Raw genomic sequence first — 22,502 nt, 5'->3', positions numbered from 1 at the left:
TCTTTATTAGCAGTTAGTTACAAAAGAAATTTACAGACACTAGAAATAGTTCTGTAAATTTTTTTATTTATATATTATGATATTTAATACTTAGATATTTTGTTAAATTTAATTATGATGTCTGTTAAAAGATTTGTAATGAGTAGTGGAGAGAGATTTGCTGTTCTTTTGAATAGTGATGGCGTTCCTATGACTTATCCAAATTTATATACGATCATTCATTTAAGAAATCGTGGTCAATCAATCAATACTATTACAGCTATTCTAGAAGATATTAAGTTGCTGTTTCAGTTATTGGATAAGTTAGGAATTGATTTGGAACAAAGGATTAAAAATAAAGATTTTTTAAAATTAAATGAAATCGAAGCTTTAGTAAATTTAACCAGTTTCAATCGTAGCCGATTAAGCGGGACAGCTTCAAAAAAAAAGATCATAAGTTTTCCAAAAAGTAATAACAAAGAGCGAGCTAGAGCAAAATTGGTTGTTACTCAGGGCTATGTATCCAAACAATTGATATATCGGCGGTTAACTAATTTTGCCGAATATATTGGGTGGTTTGAGACGCATCTTCATTCATCTGCAATAACAAGTACAAAGCAGTTTTTAAAATCTCGTAGACCTCGTAAGTCCATGGATATTCAGGCTGAATACAAATCTTTTGATACTGATCAACTAAATAAAATTTTAAAGGCAGTTGATCCTGATAATCAGAACCGTATTTGGACTTCAGATTACATTACTTATAGAAATGAGCTGATTACCTATTTGTTTTTATATCTTGGGTGTCGTAAAGGTGAATTATTAAATTTAAAAATTACAGATATAAAACCCTCTCAAGGTGGTACGTCGTATCTTACTATTAAGCGTAATCCTCATGATGGAAGTGATTCTAGGCTATATCAACCGTTGGTTAAAACCAGAAGTCGATCAATTGCACTCAACCAGAATCTAAAGAAAAAATTGGATACTTATATTCTTAATCATAGATCGACAGTGCCTAATGCAGAGTTAACAGACTTTTTGATCTTATCAAATAAGGGGCAGCCGCTTTCAATTAATGCACTAGACAAAATTTTTTCAGAAATTTCTGAAGTCGTTTTATTCAATGTGCATGCACATGCATTTAGGCATACATGGAATGATAAATATACAGATAAAGTTCAGACTTTAATTAAATCTGGAAAAATAACAGAAGATCAGGCTGAGAGAGATCGTGCGTATCTGATGGGTTGGATACCTAACTCACAAAGTGCAAGAAGATATTCAAGACGTGCAGAGAATAAGCGTGCCGTAGAGGTTGGATTAGCTATCCAAGAAAAATTTGAGAATGAAAATGAATAAATCAATTCGAATCGATAGTTTAGATAAGTCGCAAAATACATTTACCTCATTCAAAGGTTATGAGTTTAGTATTGATGATCAGAAATGGGTATTAGATATCAATAAAACTATAGATATTTCTCGGATACGAAATTTTGAGTTTTCTGTCCAATATGATGTAGTCATGACTTTGGTTCATTTTGCTAAGTATAGTTCAAGTTCACATACAGCAAACATGTGCGAATATATTGGTAAATATATTGAGATTACTGATCAAGATCATTTTTCAATTAAAGGTCTTTTAAACTATAAAAATTTTTATTCGGCAAAAAAAGATGAATACAAAGTAGTTATGCTACGAGTCTTTTTGAAGAAGCTATATGATTTGGGTTATTCCTCAGTAGAGGATGAAGTTTACGATCTAATGGATTCATGGAGATTGAGTGGCAATGAAAAAGGAGCAGCGGTCCTTTCCCTTGATCCAGATGAAGGTCCATTTAGCCCATTTGAATTTCAAACAATTATCACTAGAACCAATGAATATTTAGCAGAAAATAAGATTTCCTATTATGAGGCTGCCTTAATTCGTATTTTTTGTGCGACAGGTAGACGACCAATACAAATTGCTGGGTTAAAAGTAAAAGACTTATACGAGACCGATAAGTATAAGTTTAAGGATGAAAAAAAAGTTCATGTACTCAATATTCCAAAAGCTAAAATAAGAGGTGCTAGTGGATTTCGTTATGCTTTTCGTGAAGTAGGAGTTCGTGAAAGTATCGTACAAATATTGTTTGAGCATACTCGAATTTTAAAGCAGAAATTAAGTAAAGAAATAAAACGAGAGCTATCTGAACAAGAGTTTGCAGAGCTACCGCTATTTTATGATTTTGAGAAATTGGTTAATTTGGATTGGGAAAATCGGCATGAAATATCAGAAATTTTGCCAAAAGAAATTATTCATTTGCCTACGGTTGAATTAACCCAAATATTGAAAGGGGCGGTAAGAAAGCTTGGTGTTCGGTCAAGGGAAACCGGTAAACCAATACATATCACTGCATATCGGTTTCGCTACACGCTTGGTACAAATGCTGCTAGGCAAAAAGCAGGCGTGAATGTTATTGCAAAACTGTTAGATCATCATGACACCCAGAATGCGCATTGCTATGTGCAAAGTATTCCTGAAATTGCACAGCAAATATCATCTATCATGGATGAAAGTTTACGCAAATATGCAGATGCTTTTCAGGGAAAAGTTGTAAAGGATGAGATTGAGGCTCAATCACAAGTTAAAGATGCGAATAGAATTTCTTATGTAGAACAGGATTGTGATGTCGGCTCATGTGGTACACATCAATACTGTAACGATTATGCACCAATCGCATGTTATCTGTGTAGCAAGTTTATGCCTTGGGCAAATGCACCTCACCATCTAGTTCTAGAGCAATTAATAAAAGAACGAGATGATCTAATTGCGATGGGGTGTAGCCTTGAAGTCGCTGCCGTGAATGATCGAACAATTATTGCTGTTCAGCAAGTTATTGATGCTTGTGAGGAGTTTAATCATGGATAATTTAATATATTTTCCATCTGACAAAATCCAATCTCCTTACTCCGAAATAAAGCGGTTTATTGATTTTGTTAAACAGTTATCAGAATTAAATGAAGATATTAGTTTTGATGAAAATTATTGGAAAGGTGAAGTAAACTTTGTCAAAATGGGTATTTCATCCAAAGATAGATTACCTGAAAATCTTTTGCATCATTCAATTCTAGAATTTGCCAAAGCGTATGTTAAGTATCAGAGAATTAAGAGCAAGTTAAAAACCCAAGATACAATTCTTTCAATTCGGGCAATAGAACAAATATGCTTAGACCGATATGGTGAAGTTGATTTAACTAAATTGGTTATTGCAGATTTTGACTTGGCTGCTGAAAATGCAAAAGTGAATTATAAAGCGAGTTCTGCTTACCATGTAGGTAGACAACTAAAGATTCTATTGGATTTTCTTCGCCAATTAAAAATAGTTGCTTTACCAGAATGGAAAAATCCAATTAAAAAACCTGCTGATAAGTCGATTGTGCTAGATGAGGAGTCAGAGGAATATAGAGAATCTAAACTTCCTGATGAGGATGCGATTTTTGCATTAGCTGATATTTTCTCACGGAAAGATTCAGAATTGCCAGATAGAGATATTTTTGTCACCAGTGCTGTGAGTTTGCTTCTAGCTGCGCCAGAACGAGCATCAGAGCTATTTTTCTTAAAGCATAATTGTATCCACGAGGAAGAAGTCCAAACGCTTTCTAAGAGCAGTTTAGGGCTTACAGCAGATGGTTCTAATATTGAGACAGTATTAGGTATTAGGTGGTATGCACAGAAAAATTATGGGCATGACATTAAATATATTCCAAGTGTCATGATACCAACGGTAAAACGGGCTATTGAACGTTTGATTAAGATGTCAGAAAAGTCTAGACATTTAGCATATTTGCTTGAGACAAGTGATAAATTTCCGAGACATGAGCTTTGTCCTGATGTCCCTGATCATCAATTTTTAAAACGTAGTGAAGTATTATTGGCAATGGGTTTTGATGAGTCAATATGTGATGCTATTGATGCAAATAAAAGTGCAAGACAATTTTTAAAAACTCGTGATATTCCTATTAGTGATTATGAAGTCTGCCTGAATGATTTAAATATTATGCTGCGAAAGAGACTGCCTCAAGGTTTTCCTTATGTACCTTTTAAGACTGGTAATGGTATTCAGGTTAAATGGTCTGAAGCATTATTTTGTTGTTTTGCAAACCAATTCCATAGTGATAAAGCAACTATTTTCTCAGAATTATGGATGCCCCATATTGATACTTTAAATGAAGATTTATCACCAACCAAAAAGAAGTTACGAGGAAAAGATGAGTTAGCTAATGTGCAATCTATTTTTCAACGGTGGGGATATGGTGACTATAGTATGTCTACACATCAGTTTCGACATTTATTGAATACGATAGCAAATACCAATGGAATGGATAGCATGTTACTCGCTAAATGGTCAGGGCGGGCTGATATGAAGCAAAATCGAGTATATGACCATACTTCGGTTGAAGATCGTAATTATGGCTTAATTAAGATGCAGAAAAATGAGGTTGGCACAGTAAATACTGATAGTACATTTACATTCCAAATAGCTACACCTCGAACTCTGCAAGAGCTAAATACCAAAACAACATTGTCCATGCATACTACCGAGTTTGGACTTTGTACACATTCTTATATTGATGAACCCTGCCTAAAGTATAGAAACTGTCTTAATTGTACAGAGCATGTCTGTATTAAGGGGGATGATGAAAAGAAAAAACGGCTTCAAGATCGACTTAGAAAAGAAAAAATCTTATGGGCAAAGGATAAGGAGGCTGTTAGTAAAAATGTTACTGGTTCAACGGTCTGGTTGCACACTAGAGAGCTTACAATTAAACGTTGTGAACAGATGATTGCTCTACTGGATGATCCAAATATTCCTGATGGTACTCCTTTGAGCCTTCCATCTTCTGAAGATGTTACACATCTCGATTTAGCGTATCAAAAAGCAGGTCGTAAACGTATCCCCGTTATTGAGAATACTCAACGTAAAAAGATAGAGGGTGAGACACATTCGCTCAATTCTGTATTGCTAATGGATTCATGGATTTGATATGGCACAGCATTTAACTGACAAAGACATTGAAAATATTGTCGAGCTTCTTGATTATTGGTCTCTAGATGAGAAATTGACATGGGAGCGGCTCTGTAAGGCTATTGAATTACAGTTAGAACTTGTACCTGCACCAACTCGTCAAACATTGCAGAAATACGCTCGTATTAAGAATGCTTATGACCAATGTAAAAAGCCATCTAAGGCTTTGAATGTAAATATTAATAAGAGAAACAAACTCCCTGCTAGTCTTAAAATCGCTCAAACTAAAATTGAGGCTTTGGAGGCCAAGAATGCTAGATTGGAAAAAGAAAACGCTATGCTGTTGGAACAGTTTGTGGTGTGGCAATACAATGCCCATAAGTATGGGCTCAGCATTGCTAAATTGAATGAGCCAATGAGCAAAAAAAGTTCGGATTGATCAACAATCGAAGAGCTAAATGAGTTCTTAGTTCAGAAGCAATAGTAAAGTTAAAGAATCAAAATAAACTGGATCTTTAACTTTCAATAGGATAGATAATGCTTTTTAGAGCATGTTGGTATGCTTTTAACTGTATTAGTTTACCTACATTGAAGGCATTCCTGCTTTTCTTTGTATTAATGCTTAAGGCTTAAGGCTCTATATGCCACTTGTAGATGATATGAAGCTATTAGAACAGTTTAAGGAGGTGGAGCTATGACATTCTTATTATGCTCTGTAGCAATCTTATTTATTATCTATCAACTTAAAACAATAAAAGGGTATCAGAAATAAATCTGTACCCTCTCTCACGTGTACGTGTGTATATGCTCACGTGTGAGGTATGGTGCGCCTACACGCTTTTGTCATTCTATTTTTTTATACTTTATATATGAAATTAATAATACATGATATTTATTAACTTCTTTATCTTTATCTTTATCTTTATCTTTATCTTTATATTTATTAAAAACTTCTTTATATTTTTTTTTAAATTCATTTTCATTAAAGTTTTCATTACATAGATATTTAAACAAATTATCCCTATAGTTATCATATACTTCATTTAAAAAAGATATATTATCATTGTTATCAATTAATTTTATGAAAAGATTAATATTATTTGAGTAATTTAATAATTTGTATTTTAACTCTTCTAATTCTTTACTTTTAATTTCTGATACATACTCATGTAACTCCATATCTTTTATTATTAATTCTTGTGCAACTTTAGAAATCACTTCTGAACCCTTTTGACTTCTCCATTGTTTAAATATGTATAAAGCTACTCCTGTACCTCCAAAAGTTGCTATAGCTCCTAATATGCCACCTAGAGCAGACCAATCTATAATACAAACATCCATACCTTATCCTTTTAAAACTCTATATACAGTAGCAACGCCACAATCTACAGCCTTTGCAATTTCTTCTTTAGTTAAACCTTTATTACTTAACTCTCTAATACGATCATGTTTAGCAGTATCAGCTTTCTTTCCGTGTGGCTTGTATCCGCTTCTCTCTAAACCTTGTTTAATTCGTTCTATACGTTTCTCATTATCAAGTCGAGCCATAGTAGCAAGTAAATCAATTAACAAGTTATTAACTAGATTCAGGATAGAGCTTGTAATGGTGTCGTCTGTATTTAATAGAACATGAGTTGTAGGTAGGTCAGCAACAACTAGCTTCAATCCTTTCTCTTTTATACGTCCTTTCAGTACTTCAAATTCTTCTTGTTTAAGCCTTGATAGTCTATCTACGCTCTCAACAAGCAATGTATCCCCATTCTCTGCATCTACTAATAATCTATTTAATACAGGTCTATCTAGCTTTGTACCTGATTCATTCTCTATATATTCAACAGTAACGCCGTGAATGGTACTAGCGAACTCTTTTAAACTTTCTAATGCTCTCTCTGCATCCTGATCTTTTGTACTAGCACGGACATATATTCTTACTGTCATTATCGTTTAACTCTCTTTGATTAAGTACTATGATAACACTATCATTTAATTTATTAAACTAGTTTAATGATAGTTTATTTATCATAAGAGAGTTTTATTTTTAGGGTATAGTCTAATGATAGACTACTTCTATTTAAAAACTGATCGGTATTTCTATTTCTTTGAGATCATCTTTGACAATACGAAGTATCTTAAAGTTTAAAGTCTTTGTTTTTTCCAATTCAGCATTTTTGACTTTATTAAAATCTTCAATTCCAAAAACAGCAATGCCATTAATAGAAATAATTAAATCACCGTATAAAATATTAGCGTTATAGGCTTTTGAGTCATTAATTACCCCCTTAACATAAATACCAGTATTTCGTTGGTATAGTGATCTATAATCAATAGGTAATATGTCTATGATCGTACCAATTCTTTCTGCATTATTAAATTTAAATTTGACGAAGAATTTAACTTCATAATCATAGATAAAATCCAAATTATTTGGGTCATCTTGCCTTGTATAAGAAACAGTAGAAGAACTATTTTTTTTGAAAATTACAACACTTGCACCAACTTTTCTAGCTTGCTGTATTATGTCTTTTTTTGACAACTCCCAATCACTAAACTCGCTCACTCCAAGCATTATATAGGCGTTTTCAAATAAGGATTGACTGGCATCTTCATGCCACTTTAATTCTGTAATTGTTACATCTTGATTAGGCTTGATGTATTCAATATTTTTAATATCCTCTGCCGAAATTTTAATAGTGGGTTTGTAATATTTAGCAACATTAGTAACAGCAATTTTATTGCTACTTGAATATGATTTTACAGGAACATCTATAAACCCATCATCACTTGTAGCTATGATTGTACGTACGTTTTTATCACTTCTTTTTGAAATATCTTTCTGTACACCTAAATCATCATCTCCACTACTTCTTGATTTGATTACTTTAATTAAAGTTAAGTTCGGATTACTGCTCTTTTTATTGGTAATAACAGTGCTTCCATCTTTATTTTCATATAGGTATGTATAAGAATCAGCCTCGACTAAATCAGCATAAGTAGAAAAACCTGATGCCATTAAAAGACTGAAAGTAAGAATTTTCTTTTTCATAGAAATGTTTTATCTAAGATTTATACAAAATTATATATCAAATAGCTCTCTCTACGTGAATTAGTGAGCATGATTACCCTGCTAAAACAATTTCATTCACGTACAGCGTTCAATTTCATATAGCTTGAACCGATCAACCTTATCAATATTCAAACCTTGGGCTTACCTACAGATGCAAATGGTAAATACACGATTACAGACGAAGAGTCCTTGAAGAATTTTGTATATGCTATTCAAGAGCGTTTTTACACGACACAGGCATCTACAGAAAAGCGTTTAGCTCAGGCTTATGTTCCAGTTTAGTGTATTTGTTTTTTCATAGCTTGCGAATTAACACTAAATTTCAGTGTAATAAAAAAGTGTAAATTTTTAAGTATTTTTTCATTGTATTTTTACAAAATACAATACATAGTATATTAAGTTTTTGAAATATATATGTTAATTATAATTTGGTATGTATATCCGTTCTAATTTGAATTAAAACGGCTATACATACCAAAACCCTTTGTGAACGCAGAGGGTTTTTTTATTGGTTCAATTAACCAAAATAAAAACAAGCGGTTACTCAAGATTTAGTATATAACGCATAGATAACATTATTTTAATGGGGGAAAATCATGCTGAAACAAAGTATAGGGATTGTACTATTAAGTATCACTGTTAATGCCGTCGCTGAGCCGAAAACGAAGCAACAGGCACAGACACCGAAAAAATCATCACCGTGGGCGCTGATTCATCAGGGTGAATATGGCAAAACATTGATACAACACTTTACTGGAAATGAAGCTATTTCAGCTGAATACCCGCAAGTGAAAAGGTTTGCTTATAAATATGTTTATACCTATGGTGTACCCTCTTTGAAAATTGAACCCAAAGGTTATATTCAAGCTATACATTTAATCAATTGCGCTGAGCAGACCCGTGCTTATGAGATGAGTCAGCGCTTTAAGCCAAATGGTATTGCCATTGATCAAGATGGAACTATGCCTGTTTATTTTGAGCCGATGAATTTAGAAACTCCAGAAGACGAGGCACTGTATCAATACATCTGCGAGGCAAAATCTTAAATCATTTTTTATGATGGGTGCGCATACGGGAACGGTATGCGCATCTGTTTTTATTGTGCTTATTATTTTCTTATTTTTTTGGCTTCGCTGACACCCACATCGTGATCACCGCTCTGAACACGGTTTCATTGGCTGTATCTTTGACATCAACATTGACCAAATAATCACTGCCTTCCGACCATTGAAAATCAGCATTTACAGGCGTGGCAATCGCCACCAAATCAGTTTCAGCTTTTTTTAAATATTCCACGGTCATGCCTTTTGGAATCCAACGATGCGAAGAAGGTACAGTCGCATCGGTCATGGTTCCGCCTGCAAGTTCTGCCATATTACACATTGCAATCGCATGCACCGTTCCAATGTGATTCAGCACAGCACGGTGTTTTTTGATTTTAATTTCACAATAATTTTCTTTCAGTTGTTCAAAGACAGGCGAAATACTGTTGAAGTATGGCGCTTTAAAACAAATTAATTTTGAAAATGTCCATTTTCCTGCGGGTTTATTTTTAAAACTGTTCCATAATTTTAGTGCTTGGCTCATTGTTCTTTCCTGTTTAAATAAATCAGAATATAATTCTAATGCAGAATAATATTCTGTTAATGGCAAAAGAGCGATGTTCTTTGTACTTGAGAGTCAATCGAAGGCATTTATGAATGGAAATACACGGGTTGAATCATGAATAATTTGGTGTTGTTAGAACGAATCTACAGTGGTCGCCGTGCTGAATTAAAGCGTATTATTTTGAATGAAGCACTGGATTGTTTTTTAAATCATGGCATTGAAACGACCAATATCGAGATGATCCGTGAGCGTGCAGAGACCAGTGTCGGTGCGATTTATCACCATTTTAAAAATAAAGAAGGCATTGTTCAGGCATTGTATTTTTCTGCCTTAGATGATCAAGCGCAACGCCGTGAACAGGCTTTACTTGAAGTCCAGTCCTTAGAAGATGCGATTAAAGCCATTGTGCATAGTTATATTGACTGGGTGACGGATTTCCCTGATTTTGCACGCTTTTTATATCTATCGAGTGCGATGGTAAAACGTCAGGACGATACAGCTGAATTAAAGCAAAAGAATCAACAACGTAATCATTATTTAATGAATTTGGTTCAAAAATTTCATGACCATCAAAACCTGCAAAATATTCCCAATGAATTGTTGCTGTCCTTAGTGATTGGTGCAACGGAAAGTTATTGCCGCGCATGGTTGTCCAATCAAGTCAAAACATCTCCACAAAGTTATAAAGAGAAATTAGCAGATTCGGCATGGAGAAGCTTGGTGGAATTTCCGAGTGTGGAATGATCGGCATCATCAATTGAAAAGTAAAAGTTAAAAGAATTTATAAATCTATTTTTTCGATTGATTTTATAAAAAACTACTGTTTTACCAATTTAAAAGAGTTTCGTATTCTAGTTTCACAGATAAGCAATCCCTGAAACAAATTGAAGGAATACTAAATGAGTTTAATCAATACTGAAGTCAAACCGTTTAATGCAACAGCGTACAAAAATGGTGAATTTATCGAAGTGTCTGAGAAAGACATGACAGGTAAATGGTCAGTTGTATTTTTCTATCCTGCTGATTTTACATTTGTTTGCCCAACTGAATTAGGCGATCTTGCAGATAACTATGCAGAATTTCAGAAAATGGGTGTAGAAATTTATTCAGTGTCCACAGATACTCATTTCACTCATAAAGCATGGCATGATAGTTCTGAAGAAATCAAAAAGATTCAGTACACCATGGTTGGCGATCCAACTTGGACGCTGGCGAAAAACTTTGAAGTATTGATCGAAGCTGATGGTCTGGCGGATCGTGGAACTTTCGTGATTGACCCAGAAGGTAAAATCCAGATCATTGAAATCAATGCAGGTGGTATTGGTCGTGATGCGCAAGAGCTTCTTCGTAAAGTGAAAGCTGCGCAATATGTACATGCACATCCAGGTGAAGTTTGCCCTGCAAAATGGAAAGAAGGTGATGCGACCCTTGCTCCATCTATTGACCTGATCGGTAAAATCTAAGTTTAGATTTACAGATTTCAAAGAAAAATCCAGAACTCAGTTTCTGGATTTTTTTGTTTAAATTCAGCATACATTTCAACGCTCATTATCCTATTAATAGAAAGCACAGTATCAACTTAGACCCTTATTAAATAGCTTAAAACAGCTAAGATATAAATAAGTTAAAACTTCGTGATCGGAGAGAAATGATGAAAAAAGTTGTAGGTGTATATCGCAATCAACAGATGCACTGGGTTGGTGATGGTTTTCCTGTAAAAAATCTATTTTCTTATGATCGTTTAGGGCAAACCATTAGTCCATTTTTACTGTTGGACTATGCAGCACCTTATCATTTTGACCCTACCACAGCACAACATGGTGTAGGTTCACATCCACATCGTGGTTTTGAAACAGTGACCATTGCCTATAAAGGTGAAGTGACACACAAAGACTCACATGGTGGCGGTGGCACAATCAAAACAGGTGATGTGCAATGGATGACGGCAGGTTCAGGTTTAGTTCATGAAGAATTCCATTCAAGTGAATTTGCTGAACAGGGTGGATTGTTTGAAATGGTACAGCTGTGGGTCAACCTGCCTGCAAGTGATAAAATGACTGCACCGAAGTATCAAGCCATTGAAGCGATACAAATCCCAGTGATTAAATTTGATGATGAGGCTGGTTATCTACGTGTAATTGCAGGGGAATATGCTGAACAGCAAGGTCCAGCAAACACTTTTAGCCCAATCAATGTGTGGGATGTTGTGCTCAAAGCAGGTCATCAAGCTCATTTTCATGTTCCAATTGATCACACCAGTTTGATCGTTTTATTGGAAGGTGAATTATTGCTGAACGGTACTCAACAGGTGCTAGATCATTCGGTCGTCATTTTTGGCAAAGATGGTGAAGCACATGTACAAGTCGAAGCGGTACAAAATGCCAAGTTCCTTGTGCTTACAGGTAAACCACTAAATGAACCGATCCAAGGTTATGGTCCATTTGTGATGAATAGCAAAGATGAAATCATCCAAGCTTTTGATGATTTTAATAATGGAAAGTTTGGTGAAATTGCCGTAGAGGTTGAGTAATTTTATTGATTACAGAGTGTCCAGTATTATTTGCTAAATAACATCAGTGAATGTTTTGGTCATAAAAAAAAGAGCCTCTATCCCACACGATAGAGGCTCTTTATTCGCTGTAGTTCTAGTTTTATAGATGATATTCTTGTGATCTAGTTATCGTTTGTGGATGCATAATAGTGAATTAGAAATGTGATGTAAAGCACGTAATTATTTTTATGGTTAATTTATATACATTAATTATAAAAAGTTTTTTAAATATTATGTGCATTTAAAAATATGTAATTTTTTTATGTTTCAATGACGTTTCAAAGTAAAAAAAGGGATCTCTATTCCACACAATAGAGATCCCTTTTATGCTGTAGTTAATGTTATTGTTCATATTGTTATAATTTAATATTTTTGTTTATTATGTGATTTAATTCTCGTTTTTGTGGTTTGAATAATAAATAAGAAACTAACCTTTGTAAATAGCTTTTTTAAAAAATAGTTAATTTATCCTGCTGTTTTTAACAGAATTTTTTATATAGATAGAAATAAAACTGAAATATAGGAACTACAGAAAACGCTTAATTAGAATAAAAGCTCGGAAATATAAACGTTACAGCCAATTTGCAATTTTGACCAAAAAAATTCAACAAAAAAAAGTTAAAACTGGAACTTTTTAATACCGTGATTTATTCGGCTATAGCTCATAATAAAAAAAATGGTTACGCACGGATAATAACTTTGAATATTGCAGTGATTGGTAGTGGTATGGCGGGACTGGCGACCGCAAGAATTTTGAAAGATGCGGGTCATAACATTACCATCTTCGAAGCATTACCTGGTCGTGGTATGGATAGTCATAGTATCGCATTTGAAGGTGGATTGATTGATGCACCACTGCGTGTGATGAATCCACATTTATGGAAAAATACCTTAAGCCTAGCGACTCATCTTGGAATCAAAACCTTTCCAGTGCGTACTTTCATGGCATGTAGTTGGTTGTTTGAAGACAAAACTGAAACGTGGTTAACGACCTCTCGTACACGTATTGGAAACTTTCCGATCATCAATAACCGTAAAGGGATTAAACAATACGGTTGGCGTTTAGTAAAAGGGATGTTGCAGTTAAAGACAGCCATTCATCAATATTTTAAGTCAAAAAATCAAGATATTACCCTTGCCGATTTTATAAATAATAATGAAATTGAAGAAGTATTTTGGCATGGTGCAGTGATGCCTGTACTTTATACGATCTGTACTTGTGATCCAAAAACTATCGGTGAATGGCCTGCAAAACCACTTTTAATTTTCCTTAGACAATTGACAGATGGTGATGCGCTGTTACGTCTACACGGTGGCACACCTGCATTTGTCGATAAATTGGTTGAAGGAATCGATATTCATAGTGGTTCGGAAATTACTAAAGTTGAAGAACAAGGTGAAGGCGTATTGGTTGCAAATGCACAAGGTGAAATATTCCAGTTTGACCGTGTGGTTGTTGCTACACCAACCAATAAATTAGATCAGTTTTTAAATAAAGATCAATTTGCTGAAGATATTACGTTATTGCAAAAGTTCAAATTCGAGCAAGGTGAATTGGTGATGCACACTGATTCAACCGTAATGCCACCAAATCGTAAGGATTGGGCAGTACTTAGTTATATGATGGATCGTAAATTTACCAAGCAACAATTTACAGTGTGGTTGAATTCGATCGAACCAAGTCTAGTGGGTAAATCACCAGTCTTCCAAACTTGGCGGCCTGTGACTGAAATTGATCCGAAAAAAGTGATTTCTACTGTTTCATTAACTCGTGCTGTGGTTGATCGTGAGACTGTTGCTTTAAATAAAGAGTTGCAACAACGTCATAAAGCGCCAAATCGTAAAGTGTTTTATTGTGGTTCATGGTCGTGTGATGGTTTACCAATCCTTGAATCAGCAGTAACTTCTGCAATGCATATTGCTGAGATTTTTGGTGCACCACTACCTTTCGTTGGAATGAAACCAAATGTTGAAGTTGCACCACAGTTAGGGTATTAAGAAAATACCTTAATGATCTCTTCTGAAAAAACATGAAATGGATTCAAGCGATTCAGCACAAATTGCCTCAGCATAAATATGCAATCAATGCAAAAATATTGGGTGATACTGCTGAATGTGCTTGGACCAATTTAGGTTATTGGGATGATGCAACATCATCTTATCCGCAAGCCTGTATGCAATTGGCAGAGCATTTGGCACAGTCTGTACAATTAAAGCGCAGCGATCGTGTTTTAGATTTAGGTTGTGGGCAGGGTGCAAGTCTACGCTATTGGCTAGATCATTATCATATTCAAGACTTAGAAGCAGTCGAATTACAACAACAATGTATTTCAAATATTCAAAAAATACTTCCGCAAATCACAGCAATTCATCATCAATCATTTTTAAATTTAAATGAAATTTTGTTTAGGCAGCCTTTTGATGTCGTGATGTGTATAGATGCTGCATATCACAGTGATTTAAATTCATTTCTACATTCAGTACACCCTGTTTTAAATTCAAAAGGACGTTTAGGTTTTCATTATCTAATGTGGTCAGATCACGTTTTAAATTCAAAACAAAAGTTAAAATATCGGGGCTTACTAAAAGCCGCAGATGTAAAATTTGAAAATTTAAAAAACCAAACTCAATTGCAACAATTGATTGAGCAATCGGGTTTTGAGCAAGTGCAAATTCAGGATTTTTCAGTAAACGTCTTGGCTGGTTTTAGTCGTTATATTGCTTCACGACCAAAAGGGAAGCGTGGACTGGATCAATTCAAAATCGCAATGACTGCAAAATTATGTCAAGCCTTGATTGATGATGGTTTGGTGAAATATGTTCAAATCAGTGCAGTGAAAATATAGCTTTATCTTTATTCTTTAAATCAGTTTTGGAAACTTTATATTATTCAAATCATAGGCATTAAATACAACAAAGCCTCACTAAAAATCGAGGCTAAGTATAAAATGGTGCCGGCACACGGATTCGAACTGTGGACCTACTGATTACAAGTCAGTTGCTCTACCAACTGAGCTATGCCGGCAACGTGGCGAGAATTTTACAGAATTTTTGTAAGTTTGCAAGCCAAAAAATAAGCAATTAAATTTTCTTTATTATTTATTGATGTTATGCACTTCAAAAAGAAAAGTATCTTTTAAAATTGTTTTGAAGCTTGCTAGGTGGAGTCTTACATTAACTTGTATATCTTGCACCATGACTGGTTCATGCCGCAAACTGTTGCGGATGACTTTTTCGCGTATCCATATTCTTCAAGATTTAGAGTGTGATTTTATTATTGCACAACATCTGTTATTCATTGCTATCATTAAAATTACAGAATAAAAAGTGAGTGATTAACTGGAGGTTTTAATCACTCACAAAAATGAAATTAGTTTTTCAAAGCCACTTGAGCAAGTGTATTACCTTGATTGGCTACATGTTTAAACCATTCTTGTGCTTTTACTTGATCTTGTGCAACACCTGTGCCAGTTTGGTAAGCATCTGCAACTTTGTACTGTGCTTTGGTATAGCCTTGATTCGCAGCTTTTAAGTACCAGTTAAATGCTTCAGTGGCATTCTTTGTGCTGTGAATCCCCATCTCTGCAACCATCGCTAAACGATATTGTGCTTTGATATTATTTTGCTGTGCAGCAGAAGTTAGCCATTGCATCGCTAGAGCGTGATCTTGTTTAACTTGGTCACCATTGAAGTACATCATGCCTAAATCATATTGTGCTTCAATATTTCCTTTTTGAGCTGCTTCTAGATTCCATGCAAATGTGTGGCAGTCTGCTGAACTGGCTTGAGTCGCTGTTGAAGTTTCTGCAAAGCTTGAAACTGAAAAAAAAGCACCGTTTGCAAAAATTAAAGCTCCGAATAGTATTTTATGTAAATTTTTCATAATATTTTTTCTTAATGTGACTTTGTATGCATTATTTTTATCAAAGTTGGAATGATGTGTAAATAGATAAATTCAAATTATTTTTAAAAAATGTGATTATTTTCTCATTTTTTATTTTTTATTAATTAAACATTTGATTTATATTGATTTTGCATTATTAATATATATTAAATAAAGTCTATTTAAGATTAATTTATTTTAATTAATTCACTTTGTTTTAGATTGATTAACATAAGGATTAAGTTTAATTTAAACAAATAATTGAGTTTACTTTTGGATTAGCAATAAATTTTCATGACGATATTAAAAATGTTTGAACAGTATTTTCATTAAAAAGGCTTACCTAAAAGTAAGCCTTGTGTTGGTATTTTAAATGTATGAGTTTATATGAAGTGCGAATTTTTCATGTCAGAAGAAAATCTATTTACTCCTTAAAATGAGATCTAAATCTTGCGCGCATTCTTCTAAGGTAATCGCCATATCAATTTGCATTTGGGGTTTAAGTTCATCTGCGAGTTTTCTCCATTGCTCAATTAACCGGATCGCTTTTTGAATTTTATGTTTATTTACATCCTTGGCAATTGTAGGGGTGTATCCACCACGTTTAGCATTTTTCACTTGTCTTACATAATTGGTGCTGTTATTCATTGTCACTCCCGAATAGCAGTTTTATGCTCTTAACTTGCTTGAGTCGCGAATTGATATTGCTTGATTATTTTGTTGAGTGAATATTTCATCTATATGTATTTGATTATTATTTTATGTTTAATTTCCTCCTTGCTGATGGCTGGAAGTTTCTTTTCTCTTGATACTAATTCAAGAAAGTTTGAATTGAAATAGTCACTTGCAATTTATGATCTGTGGAGATGTATCTATTTACTTCAAAAAATATTGGGAATGTCGTATAAAGATGAACTGAAAAGAACAAGATTGAAGAATGACAAATGTTGAGAATCATAAGTACGAGTATTTTATTTTTGTTGATTTCTTTCGTCCATGCAGAAACTCCGAAAGCATGTCAGTTGGTTGATGATACTTCTGAAACACTGATACAGCTGAGACAAAGTGGTTTATCTCTAGATGATATTGATCTCAATCCAGAAGCGTTAACTGAGCAAGAAGCTCAGTTATTAAAAGCAATGATTGAAGATGCAAAGCGTGTTCCAATTTATAAGATTCCATTATCACGACAAAAAGCGATTGAAGATTTTAAAGTGAAATGGCAACGCAATTGTTTATCTGAGAATCGTGATTTGAAGAAGGAAAGTAAGGCAATTTTAAAAGAGTAGGATGATTGAAAATATAATTGATAATCGTGTTTTTAATGAGTCATTTTGATAATCATCTGCGAGCAGATACCGTCAAATGTGCCGCCAAAAATATGAGAAGATTATGAGATTGCTTCATAACATGTAGGCGTAAAAAAGGCTTAAACCTTTTAGATTCAAGCCTTTAACACTACGATGCAGTCCCGTAGAAATCATATTTGGCGGTGAAAGAGGGATTCGAACCCTCGAAACGCTATAAACGTTTACACACTTTCCAGGCGTGCTCCTTCAGCCACTCGGACACTTCACCAAGGCGTGGGATGATAACTAAAAAAAGGATTTATGCCAAGCAACAATTGATTTAAAGCAAATTTTTTTTTTCGGTGATATGATTCGCCAAAATAATGTCTAATATTTGAAGACGAATTTATGCAAAGTACTGCAAAAAAAGCTGCGCTTCCTGCGATTACGCTCGCAGCACTCGGGGTCGTATTTGGAGATATTGGTACAAGTCCATTGTACGCACTTCGACAATGCTTCCTCGCCGCACATATTGCCATAACAGAAGCGACAGTACTTGGAGTGCTGTCGCTCATTTTTTGGTGCATGATGCTGACGATTAGCTTCAAATACGTCACCATGATCATGCGTGCAGATAACAATGGTGAAGGCGGGATCATGTCATTGTTGGCATTGAATCTCCGTTCAACACGAATAGCAGACAATAAAAAAATATTCCTGATCGCCATTGGTTTCATAGGTGCATCATTATTCTTTGGTGACGGAATCATTACCCCAGCGATTTCAGTTCTTTCGGCAATTGAAGGTCTCAGCATTGCCACGCCGATGTTTAATAAATGGATCGTACCCTTAGCCATTGGAATACTTACAGCATTATTCCTCGTACAACGTCATGGAACAGGAACAATGGGGAAACTCTTTGGTCCAATTACATTAACGTGGTTTATTTCAATTGGTTTGATTGGTATTCATAGTATTAGCCAGACCCCTTATATCTTGATGATGTTGAGTCCACATTGGGCGATTAACTTTATTTTTCATCAACCATTGGTTGCCTTTTTGACCATGGGGGCGGTGATTCTAACAGTTACAGGTGGGGAAGCACTCTATGCAGATATGGGGCATTTTGGACGACCGCCAATCCGTCTGGCTTGGTTCACCATCGTATTGCCAAGTTTGGTTTTAAACTATGCGGGTCAGGGTGCTTTACTACTTCGTGACCCAAATGCCATCGAAAACCCATTCTTTTTATTGGTTCCACAATGGGCGCTGTATCCTGTGATTGCACTAGCGACTATGGCTGCGGTGATTGCTTCGCAAGCGGTGATTTCAGGCGTATTTTCAATGGCGAATCAAGCCATTCAATTACGCTATTTACCACGCTTAACAGTGCATCATACTTCTGATGTGGAGCAAGGGCAGATCTATATCCCGTTTATTAACTGGATCTTGTATGTTTCGATTCTACTGTTGATTTTGATTTTCCAAAACAGTGCTAATCTTGCCAATGCTTATGGTGTAGCCGTCACCATGACTATGCTCTGTGACACGATTTTGATTGCCTTTTTGGCATATGGTTTCTGGCGTTGGCCAAAATGGAAATTGGCACTTTTCGCAATTCCGTTCTTATTCATCGACTTGGTATTTATTGCATCTACATCGCTTAAAATTTTCTCGGGTGGTTGGGTACCAATGTTGATTGGTGGCATCGCATTTACGGTGCTGATGACATGGCGTACTGGGCGAGAAATTGTATCCAATCGTTTGGAAAAAGATGCATTGCCGTTGGATTTATTCATTAAGAGTGTCAGCTTGAGTGATGAAACTCAATTCGTTCCAGGACAAGCGATATTCTTAACAGGTAATTCAAATATTGTACCGCATGCTATGTTGCATAATATTAAACATAACAAGGTTTTGCATGAGCGTAACATTCTGGTGACGGTGGTGACCCGTGATGTTCCTTATGTGTCGGATCAAGAACGTATACGGGTTGAAATTCTAGACGATCGCTTCCAACGTGTCTTTGTTTATTATGGCTTTAAAGATCAGCCTGATATTCCAAATGCCTTAGAACTGGCATATAAACAGCTCGATGTTGAATTTGACATGATGCATATCAGCTTCTTTATTTCCCGAGATCGCTTGATTCATACTGTTGGTGATGGCATGGCACCGTGGCGTGAAAAACTATTCATATCTATGCAACGCAATACCAGTCCCGTCAGTGATTTCTACCAAATTCCACCAAATCGTGTGGTGGAAATGGGTAGTCAGATTGAAATTTAAGATGTGAATATGTGAAAAAGCCAGAATTGATTCTGGCTTTTTTATATCTGTTGGAAATATTCAGTGTAAAAACATGTTTAGAACGACGGAATATGTCGTACATGGGTCGAGATGCTTTATTTTAAATGACATAATCAAGGATGTTCTAACAAGGGATATTTTGAAAATTGCCATTCTATTCTGAATAAATAAGGTTTTATGCCTAAATTTGAGCTGTAGTGCTGTTTTACTGCACAGAAGTTGTAGAAGCTTTATTCAGTTGAATATTCACACAATATCTTTCAAGATGTTCGCTTGTTAAGCTGTTTATATTCAAAAATGATTTTGAATACTTGTTTGTTGTACTGCATGGTTTGATGTAGCTTGGGAATATCTTCGTTGAAAAATTCAATCGTTAAAATAGTATTAGGTGTGGTAGCTACAGGTAGCTTTGCGATTGCATTTGGACAAGAAAAAATATCTCAACTAATCCCTTTTACACAAGGTAGCAGCAATAACTCGGAATGTTTAAATCAGTTCTATCGTGATGAACCCCCAATACTCACTAAAGACAGTTTAAAGAAAAATAGTTATCCGTTGTGCTTCAATGGTTTTAATGTGATGTACTCAGGCGTTTCAAAAACACCTTTGTGGACTGCAGAATATTTATCGCCAAGTCGTTTAAGTCAAAAAATCAAACGTGAAGACAATTTTCATGAGGAAGAGCGTGTAAGTTCAAATCATCGTGCATTGTTATCTGACTATCGTGGTTCAGGTTATGATCGTGGGCACATGTCGCCCAATGCAGATATGTCAAATACAGCATCACAGTTTGATAGCTTTTCTTTAGCCAATATGGTGCCGCAAGCGCCCAAAAATAATCAACAAGTGTGGCGTGAGTTAGAAGAAGCCACTCGGGCAATGGTGACTAAACAGAAAAAAGACGTTTATGTCGTTACTGGTCCTGTATTTTCAGGGAAAAAGTTAAAAACCATTGGCAATGGTGTGATTGTTCCAACAGCTGTATTTAAAGCGATCTATATTCCTAAACATGGCATTATCGGGGCGTACTATGCACCGAATGACAATTCATTAAAGGTAAAAGTCGTCAGCGTTTGTTATTTAGAAGAACAGTTGGGAATCAATTTATTTCCACAGCTGACCGAGGAGCAAAAGCGCAATACCTATAAATTGCCTTTAACTGCCAATCAAGTTAAAGCGAATAAAGATATTGAATATGCACATTGGGATGCAGAAAGCCAATGTGCTGAGACTGTGCCTACTGCACAAATTAAGGCTCTACAAAAGCAATTCCAACCCGATGGAAAGGGAAATGCTTCATCATCGACAACGGGTTTGCAAATTCCGGAAGTAGATGAAGAAACCAAAGATGCTTTAGTTAAACAATTGGTCGAAGCATTATTGCAATATATTTTACAATTTTTGAAATAAATACAGTGGATGACGTGCAGTATATTTCAACAAAGGATTTATACTGTCCCAATATAGAAAAATCGAGATAATTAAAATGTTTAAACCATTTGAAAATGGAACAGAGTCACATTCGATTCATGATTTAACTTTAGAAAATCAGTTAGACTGTGTCAGTATTTATGGGAATTTACAGATTAGTAAAGACCAACAAGGATTGAAGTCAGCCAAGGCATTGCAAGCTTATTTAAACGACATCGTTGCACATCTAGAGAAGCAATCGAATTTACCTGAACAGATTGAACGTCAAACTGAAGGTGAAATAGAGAATCCTTTTCTGTAGCATTTCATTGTTCTTCAAGATGCAAATGATCGTATGTGGTTGATGTTAAATCGTTCACGCTTTAGATTTTCTATAAAAAACCTGCCGAAGCAGGTTTTTTGATTTTGTACATAGATAAAGGCTTATCAACAATTAATTTTGTGATTCACTACCAACAATTTTGTAGATCACAGCACCAATCACAGCACCTACAATCGGTGCGACCCAGAACAGCCATAATTGTCCCAATGCCGCCGTTTCAGCAAATATTGCAACAGCAGTACTTCGTGCAGGATTTACAGATGTATTGGTGACAGGAATACTAATCAAATGAATCAATGTAAGTGCTAGACCAATTGCAATCGGCGCAAAGCCAGCAGGAGCACGCTTATCCGTTGAACCTAAAATTACAATCAAAAATATAGCCGTCAGTACAATTTCAATAATGAGCGCGGAAACAAGTGAATATTTTCCTGGTGATAAATCACCATAACCATTGGTAGCGAATCCCCCTGTACCTGTAAATCCAGCTTGCCCTTGAACAATCAAATACAAAATAAAGGCAGCAACAATACCTCCGACAACTTGTGCAATGATATAAGGGGCAAGATCTTTGGCGTCAAAGCGACCACCAACCCATAATCCTACACTTACCGCGGGATTAAAGTGCCCACCTGAAATATGTCCAAAAGCATACGCACCTGTGAGTACAGTTAAACCAAATGCTAAAGCAACTCCAGCAAAACCAATGCCGAGTTCAGGGAATGCGGCAGCTAAGACTGCGCTACCACATCCACCAAAAACAAGCCAAAAAGTTCCGAGAAATTCTGCTAAATATCTATTCATGAGTATTCCTATTTTTTTTATTGCGGAATGAAGCTGTGCCACATTTAAATTGGCGTCAGCCGTGAGAGTTTGTGAATCTTTATTCTGGCGCCTAAATAATAAGCTAAAATAGAAAAATAAAACTAGAAAACTATTTCTGTTACACAAAAAACTATTGAATTAGTTCACTAAAATAGAGATGACATAGTCCATACATTGATTGCTATCATTCAGAGTCTGTATGAACTGATGAGCTTTTGCTGATATTTTAGT

At 35.2% G+C, this 22,502-nt stretch carries 22 protein-coding genes and 2 tRNA genes; 15 read left to right on the top strand and 9 right to left on the bottom strand.

Annotation, left to right across the window (positions count from 1 at the left end):
• Positions 1 to 114 precede the first annotated feature (114 nt).
• From EXE10_RS06605 to EXE10_RS06590, 4 genes are read left to right on the top strand one after another with little or no spacing between them, the layout of a single operon-like run.
• Positions 115 to 1,341, top strand: coding sequence for a site-specific integrase (locus EXE10_RS06605; protein ID WP_130112806.1), 1,227 nt, complete (start codon positions 115 to 117; stop codon positions 1,339 to 1,341).
• Positions 1,334 to 2,890 (top strand): site-specific integrase, encoded by a 1,557-nt coding sequence (locus EXE10_RS06600; protein WP_130112805.1) that lies wholly within the window; start codon positions 1,334 to 1,336, stop codon positions 2,888 to 2,890. Before EXE10_RS06605 ends, EXE10_RS06600 begins: the two co-directional genes overlap by 8 nt.
• The gene (locus tag EXE10_RS06595) at positions 2,883 to 5,006 is read left to right on the top strand and encodes an integrase (protein ID WP_130112804.1); all 2,124 of its coding nucleotides are present in this window, start codon (positions 2,883 to 2,885) and stop codon (positions 5,004 to 5,006) included. The genes EXE10_RS06600 and EXE10_RS06595 overlap by 8 nt, the downstream gene beginning before the upstream one ends.
• A 1-nt stretch (position 5,007) precedes the next feature.
• Positions 5,008 to 5,427 carry a hypothetical protein gene (locus tag EXE10_RS06590; RefSeq protein WP_130112803.1) on the top strand — a complete coding sequence of 140 codons (420 nt, stop codon included), beginning with the start codon at positions 5,008 to 5,010 and terminating at the stop codon, positions 5,425 to 5,427.
• Between the two features lie 404 nt (positions 5,428 to 5,831).
• On the opposite strand, the gene EXE10_RS21450 is transcribed toward EXE10_RS06590, so the two are convergent.
• The 3 genes from EXE10_RS21450 to EXE10_RS06580 all read right to left on the bottom strand — a co-directional run bounded on the left by EXE10_RS21450 (position 5,832) and on the right by EXE10_RS06580 (position 8,031).
• Positions 5,832 to 6,329 (bottom strand): hypothetical protein, encoded by a 498-nt coding sequence (locus tag EXE10_RS21450; protein ID WP_165382998.1) that lies wholly within the window; start codon positions 6,327 to 6,329, stop codon positions 5,832 to 5,834.
• Positions 6,330 to 6,332: 3 nt separating this feature from the next.
• Entirely contained in the window at positions 6,333 to 6,926 is a 594-nt protein-coding gene (locus tag EXE10_RS06585; protein ID WP_130112802.1) for a recombinase family protein, read from the bottom strand.
• Positions 6,927 to 7,059: 133 nt separating this feature from the next.
• Entirely contained in the window at positions 7,060 to 8,031 is a 972-nt protein-coding gene (locus EXE10_RS06580) for a PDZ domain-containing protein (protein WP_130112801.1), read from the bottom strand.
• Between the two features lie 156 nt (positions 8,032 to 8,187).
• Here EXE10_RS06580 and EXE10_RS21445 point away from each other — a divergent pair, with 156 nt between their 5' ends.
• Both EXE10_RS21445 and EXE10_RS06575 read left to right on the top strand, forming a co-directional pair.
• Positions 8,188 to 8,334, top strand: a complete 147-nt coding sequence (locus tag EXE10_RS21445) for a hypothetical protein (RefSeq protein ID WP_165382997.1) — start codon at positions 8,188 to 8,190, stop codon at positions 8,332 to 8,334.
• A 314-nt stretch (positions 8,335 to 8,648) separates the two neighbouring features.
• Positions 8,649 to 9,098 (top strand): hypothetical protein, encoded by a 450-nt coding sequence (locus EXE10_RS06575; protein ID WP_130112800.1) that lies wholly within the window; start codon positions 8,649 to 8,651, stop codon positions 9,096 to 9,098.
• A gap of 70 nt (positions 9,099 to 9,168) precedes the next feature.
• On the opposite strand, the gene EXE10_RS06570 is transcribed toward EXE10_RS06575, so the two are convergent.
• Positions 9,169 to 9,639 (bottom strand): hotdog fold domain-containing protein, encoded by a 471-nt coding sequence (locus EXE10_RS06570; RefSeq protein ID WP_068972968.1) that lies wholly within the window; start codon positions 9,637 to 9,639, stop codon positions 9,169 to 9,171.
• Between the two features lie 132 nt (positions 9,640 to 9,771).
• Here EXE10_RS06570 and EXE10_RS06565 point away from each other — a divergent pair, with 132 nt between their 5' ends.
• The 5 genes from EXE10_RS06565 to EXE10_RS06545 all read left to right on the top strand — a co-directional run bounded on the left by EXE10_RS06565 (position 9,772) and on the right by EXE10_RS06545 (position 15,057).
• A complete protein-coding gene (locus tag EXE10_RS06565) occupies positions 9,772 to 10,404 on the top strand; it encodes a TetR/AcrR family transcriptional regulator (RefSeq protein ID WP_171457593.1) in 633 nt (210 codons plus the stop codon).
• A gap of 155 nt (positions 10,405 to 10,559) precedes the next feature.
• Positions 10,560 to 11,123, top strand: coding sequence for an alkyl hydroperoxide reductase subunit C (gene ahpC, locus EXE10_RS06560; protein WP_130112798.1), 564 nt, complete (start codon positions 10,560 to 10,562; stop codon positions 11,121 to 11,123).
• Positions 11,124 to 11,311: 188 nt separating this feature from the next.
• A complete protein-coding gene (locus tag EXE10_RS06555) occupies positions 11,312 to 12,190 on the top strand; it encodes a pirin family protein (RefSeq protein ID WP_068972965.1) in 879 nt (292 codons plus the stop codon).
• Positions 12,191 to 12,910: 720 nt separating this feature from the next.
• Entirely contained in the window at positions 12,911 to 14,209 is a 1,299-nt protein-coding gene (locus EXE10_RS06550; protein ID WP_130112797.1) for an FAD-dependent oxidoreductase, read from the top strand.
• Between the two features lie 32 nt (positions 14,210 to 14,241).
• Complete coding sequence (locus tag EXE10_RS06545; protein WP_130112796.1) at positions 14,242 to 15,057, top strand: SAM-dependent methyltransferase; 816 nt, start codon at positions 14,242 to 14,244, stop codon at positions 15,055 to 15,057.
• A 103-nt stretch (positions 15,058 to 15,160) separates the two neighbouring features.
• On the opposite strand, the gene EXE10_RS06540 is transcribed toward EXE10_RS06545, so the two are convergent.
• The 3 genes from EXE10_RS06540 to EXE10_RS06530 all read right to left on the bottom strand — a co-directional run bounded on the left by EXE10_RS06540 (position 15,161) and on the right by EXE10_RS06530 (position 16,742).
• Positions 15,161 to 15,236 (bottom strand) — tRNA-Thr (locus tag EXE10_RS06540).
• Between the two features lie 345 nt (positions 15,237 to 15,581).
• Positions 15,582 to 16,094, bottom strand: coding sequence for a tetratricopeptide repeat protein (locus tag EXE10_RS06535; protein WP_130112795.1), 513 nt, complete (start codon positions 16,092 to 16,094; stop codon positions 15,582 to 15,584).
• Positions 16,095 to 16,514: 420 nt separating this feature from the next.
• The gene (locus EXE10_RS06530) at positions 16,515 to 16,742 is read right to left on the bottom strand and encodes a hypothetical protein (protein ID WP_068972961.1); all 228 of its coding nucleotides are present in this window, start codon (positions 16,740 to 16,742) and stop codon (positions 16,515 to 16,517) included.
• A gap of 296 nt (positions 16,743 to 17,038) precedes the next feature.
• Between EXE10_RS06530 and EXE10_RS06525 the strand changes: the two genes are divergently transcribed.
• Positions 17,039 to 17,383 (top strand): hypothetical protein, encoded by a 345-nt coding sequence (locus EXE10_RS06525; RefSeq protein ID WP_228255410.1) that lies wholly within the window; start codon positions 17,039 to 17,041, stop codon positions 17,381 to 17,383.
• A 198-nt stretch (positions 17,384 to 17,581) separates the two neighbouring features.
• Here EXE10_RS06525 and EXE10_RS06520 read toward each other — a convergent pair.
• Positions 17,582 to 17,672 (bottom strand) — tRNA-Ser (locus EXE10_RS06520).
• A gap of 119 nt (positions 17,673 to 17,791) precedes the next feature.
• Between EXE10_RS06520 and EXE10_RS06515 the strand changes: the two genes are divergently transcribed.
• The 3 genes from EXE10_RS06515 (at position 17,792) to EXE10_RS06505 (ending at position 21,425) form a co-directional block, all read left to right on the top strand.
• On the top strand, positions 17,792 to 19,672 hold the full coding sequence (locus tag EXE10_RS06515; protein ID WP_087553926.1) for a potassium transporter Kup: 1,881 nt from the start codon (positions 17,792 to 17,794) through the stop codon (positions 19,670 to 19,672).
• Positions 19,673 to 20,050: 378 nt separating this feature from the next.
• On the top strand, positions 20,051 to 21,103 hold the full coding sequence (locus tag EXE10_RS06510; protein WP_130112794.1) for a DNA/RNA non-specific endonuclease: 1,053 nt from the start codon (positions 20,051 to 20,053) through the stop codon (positions 21,101 to 21,103).
• 76 nt (positions 21,104 to 21,179) lie between these two features.
• Complete coding sequence (locus EXE10_RS06505; RefSeq protein ID WP_068972957.1) at positions 21,180 to 21,425, top strand: hypothetical protein; 246 nt, start codon at positions 21,180 to 21,182, stop codon at positions 21,423 to 21,425.
• Between the two features lie 132 nt (positions 21,426 to 21,557).
• On the opposite strand, the gene aqpZ is transcribed toward EXE10_RS06505, so the two are convergent.
• Positions 21,558 to 22,250 carry an aquaporin Z gene (gene aqpZ, locus EXE10_RS06500; RefSeq protein WP_130112793.1) on the bottom strand — a complete coding sequence of 231 codons (693 nt, stop codon included), beginning with the start codon at positions 22,248 to 22,250 and terminating at the stop codon, positions 21,558 to 21,560.
• Positions 22,251 to 22,502 lie beyond the last annotated feature (252 nt).

The sequence above is a fragment of the Acinetobacter sp. WCHAc060033 genome (assembly GCF_004209125.1).
GTDB classification, from domain to species: domain Bacteria; phylum Pseudomonadota; class Gammaproteobacteria; order Pseudomonadales; family Moraxellaceae; genus Acinetobacter; species Acinetobacter wuhouensis.
Note: the sequence above shows the minus strand (reverse complement) of the source record. Positions and strands in the feature narration are given on the sequence as shown.